This is a genomic window from Streptomyces sp. OfavH-34-F (genome assembly GCF_022347745.1).
Classification (GTDB): Bacteria; Actinomycetota; Actinomycetes; order Streptomycetales; family Streptomycetaceae; genus Streptomyces.
The window spans coordinates 1-3,679 of sequence record NZ_JAKRGC010000465.1 but is presented as its reverse complement, the minus strand read 5'-3'; the positions used below and the strand labels follow the sequence as shown (position 1 = coordinate 3,679).

Genomic DNA, 3,679 nt, shown 5'->3' with positions numbered 1-3,679 from the left:
GCCCGCCGGCGGAGCCCCGGTCAGCGCCGCGGCCGAGGGCACCGTGCGCACGGCGGGCGCGCCGTCCGTCCAGGGGGCCACGCACACCACGGTGTGCAGTCCCCCCGCGTCGGGGCCGAGCGCCTCGGCGAGGGCGGCGACCGCCATGTCCCGCTGCCAGCCGCGTCCGGCGGTGAGGACCGCGCCGAACTCCCGGGACAGGTCGGTGCCCGCCCGCTCCTCGTCGGCGAGCAGCGCGCCGATGCGGGCGGCCACGTCCATCGCCGCGTCGAGCTGCCGGTCGGTCGGCCCGGGGTCGGCGCCCAGCAGCCACACGTAACCGAGGACGACACCCCGATGGCGTACCGGCAGGCAGATCCGGTCGCGGTAGACGCCGGCCTCGGGGGTGGCGGGGATGCGGACCGGGCCTGTGGCGCGGGTGATGCCGAAGTTCTCGAACCAGGCGCGGACCGCCGGGGTGGACCGGCGGGTGAGGATCGACCGGGTGCGGACGGGGTCCATGGCCGTGGTGTCGTCGCTGTCGTGGGCCCCGAAGGCGACCAGGCCGAAGTCCCGGTTCTCCAGCGTCGCGGGGACGCCGAGCAGGGCCGAGATCTCGTCCACCAGCTCCTGGTAATCGCCCTTCACCCGGCCATTCTCGCACCCCCTTCAGACATATGTCTGAGATCCAGTCCACGGATGTGTGGCAGCTGTCGATGGCAGGGCGGGAGAGCGATCCTTAGATTTCACGGTGGTTCTCCGTGCTGTACCGCTTATGTTCGTCAGACGGCATATACGGCGGTGTGGCTTCGTTCGTACTTTCCGTGGAGGTGCCCCGTGCTGGGTCCCGTGATTCTCGCCGCGTCGCGCAGCGACCGGATGCGCCGGTTCGTCTCGGCCGCGCCCGGCACCAAGCAGGTCGTGGACCGCTTCATCGCCGGTGAGACCGTCGACCAGGTGGTCCCGGTCATCGAGGACGCGGCCGCCAAGGGCCTGGAGGTCACCCTCGACGTCGTCGGCGAGGACATCACGACGCCCGAGCAGGCCGCCGCCGCGCGCGACGCCTACCTGGAGCTGATCGGCCGCCTGGAGGGCCTGGGCCTGGGCACCCGCGCGGAGATGTCCGTCAAGCTCTCGATGTTCGGCCAGTCCCTGGACGGCGGCCACGAGCTGGCCCTGGCCAACGTGCGCCCGGTGGTCGAGGCCGCCGCCGCGATCGGCACCACGGTGACGCTGGACGCCGAGGACCACACCACCCTCGACTCGATGTTCGCCATCCACGAGGAGCTGCGGAAGGACTTCCCGGAGACCGGCTGCGTCATCCAGGCGTACCTCTTCCGCACCGAGGAGGACGCCCGCCGCCTCGCCGACGCCGGCAGCCGCGTGCGCATCGTGAAGGGCGCCTACAAGGAACCCGCCTCCGTCGCCTACCAGGACAAGGCCGAGATCGACAAGGCGTACGTCCGCATCCTGAAGATCCTGATGCGCGGCGAGGGCTACCCGATGATCGGCTCCCACGACCCGCGTCTCATCGCCATCGCCCAGGAGCTGGGCCGGCAGGCCGGCCGCAAGCTGGACGAGTACGAGTTCCAGATGCTGTACGGCATCCGCAGCGAGGAGCACCTCCGGCTCGCGGCCGAGGGCCACCGCATGCGTGTCTACACCGCGTACGGCACCGACTGGTACGGGTACTTCATGCGCCGCCTCGCGGAGAAGCCGGCCAACCTGCTGTTCTTCGGCCGCTCCATTCTCACCAAGGGCTGAGCCCCCTCCACCCCTCCCACGACTGAAGGAGCAAAGGACACCATGGACGCTGTGACCCAGGTCCCCGCGCCGGTCAACGAGCCGGTTCACTCCTACGCCCCGGGCACCCCGGAGCGCGCCCGCCTGGAGGCCAAGCTCAAGGAGCTCAGCCAGAACCCCATCGACCTGCCCATGACCATCGGCGGCGAGAAGCGGATGGGCGGCGGCGCCCGCGTGGACGTCGTCCAGCCGCACAACCACAAGGCCGTCATCGGCACGTTCGCCGGCGCCACCGAGCAGGACGCGCGGGACGCGATCGACGCCGCCCTGGCCGCCGCCCCGGCCTGGCGCGCGATGTCCTTCGACGACCGCGCCGCGATCATCCTGCGCGCCGCCGAGCTGCTGGCCGGCCCGTGGCGCGAGACCCTGGCCGCCTCCACGATGCTGGGCCAGGGCAAGACCGCCCAGCAGGCCGAGATCGACTGCCCCTGCGAGCTGGTCGACTTCTGGCGCTTCAACGTGCACTACGCGCGCCAGATCCTCGCCGAGCAGCCCCCGGCGAACTCCCCCGGCGTGTGGAACCGCATGGACCACCGCCCGCTGGAGGGCTTCGTCTACGCGATCACGCCGTTCAACTTCTCGGCCATCGCCGCCAACCTGCCGACCGCGCCCGCCCTCATGGGCAACGTCGTCGTGTGGAAGCCGTCCCCGACGCAGACCCACGCCGCCGTGCTGCTGATGCGGCTCCTGGAGGAGGCCGGCCTGCCCAAGGGCGTCATCAACCTGGTGACCGGCGACGGCATCGCCGTCTCCGAGGTGGCCCTGAACCACCGCGACCTGGCCGGCATCCACTTCACCGGCTCGACCCCGACCTTCCAGCACCTGTGGAAGACCGTCGGCAACAACATCGCCAACTACCGCACCTACCCGCGGCTCGTCGGCGAGACCGGTGGCAAGGACTTCGTCGTCGCCCACCCGTCGGCCGACCCGGCCGTCCTGAAGACCGCGCTCACCCGCGGCGCCTTCGAGTACCAGGGCCAGAAGTGCTCGGCGACCTCGCGCGCCTACATCCCGGCCTCCATCTGGAACTCGGGCTTCAAGGAGGCGTTCACGGCCGAGGTCGACTCCATCACCATGGGCGACGTCACGGACCTGTCGAACTTCATGGGCGCCGTGATCGACGACCGCGCCTTCGCGAAGAACAAGGCCGCGATCGACCGTGCCGCCGCCGACCCGGCCTGCACGATCGTCGCGGGCGGCACCTACGACGACTCGGTCGGCTACTTCGTCCGCCCGACCGTCATCGAGTGCACCGACCCGGAGAACGAGGTCTTCACGACCGAGTACTTCGGCCCGATCCTCGCCGTCCACGTCTACGAGGACGACCGGTACGACGCGATGCTGGACCAGATGGAGTCGGTCTCCGACTACGCCCTGACCGGTTCCGTCATCGCGAACGACCGCGCGGCGGCCGCGTACACGATGGAGAAGCTGCGGTACGCCGCAGGCAACTTCTACATCAACGACAAGTCGACCGGTGCCGTCGTCGGCCAGCAGCCCTTCGGCGGCGGCCGGGCCTCGGGCACGAACGACAAGGCGGGCGCCCCCCAGAACCTCCAGCGCTGGACCCTCACCCGGGCCATCAAGGAGACCCTGGTCCCGCCGACCGACTACACCTACCCCCACCAGGGCTGAGCGGCCGCCCTCCGGGGCAGCCCCCGCACACCCCGCCCCCCGCCCGGTTCCCCTGCCGGGCGGGGGGCGGTCTCCATGTCCGCGGCGTCCGCGCCCCGGACCGGCTCAGCCCCAGCCGTGCACGATCACCCCGAGCCCCACCGCGAAGCCCCCGCCCAGCAGCGCCAGGTAGCGGCCGTACAGCCGGCGGTGGCGCCGCAGCACCAGCCCGAACGCGGCGAAGCCCAGCCCCACCGTCACCGTCCGCGCGCCCCGCGCCGCC

At 71.5% G+C, this 3,679-nt stretch carries 2 protein-coding genes and 1 pseudogene; 2 read left to right on the top strand and 1 reads right to left on the bottom strand.

All coding sequences use genetic code 11. The annotated features are described in order from the left end of the window. Positions 1-627, bottom strand: a pseudogene (locus tag MHW47_RS33370) (PucR family transcriptional regulator); the annotation flags it as partial. A 189-nt stretch (positions 628-816) separates the two neighbouring features. On the opposite strand from MHW47_RS33370, the gene MHW47_RS33365 reads away from it, so the two are divergent. Both MHW47_RS33365 and pruA read left to right on the top strand, forming a co-directional pair. Next, entirely contained in the window at positions 817-1,743 is a 927-nt protein-coding gene (locus tag MHW47_RS33365) for a proline dehydrogenase family protein (RefSeq protein WP_239227592.1), read from the top strand. Positions 1,744-1,785: 42 nt separating this feature from the next. Beyond that, positions 1,786-3,417 carry an L-glutamate gamma-semialdehyde dehydrogenase gene (pruA, locus tag MHW47_RS33360; protein WP_239227591.1) on the top strand — a complete coding sequence of 544 codons (1,632 nt, stop codon included), beginning with the start codon at positions 1,786-1,788 and terminating at the stop codon, positions 3,415-3,417. The last annotated feature ends 262 nt before the right edge of the window (positions 3,418-3,679 follow it).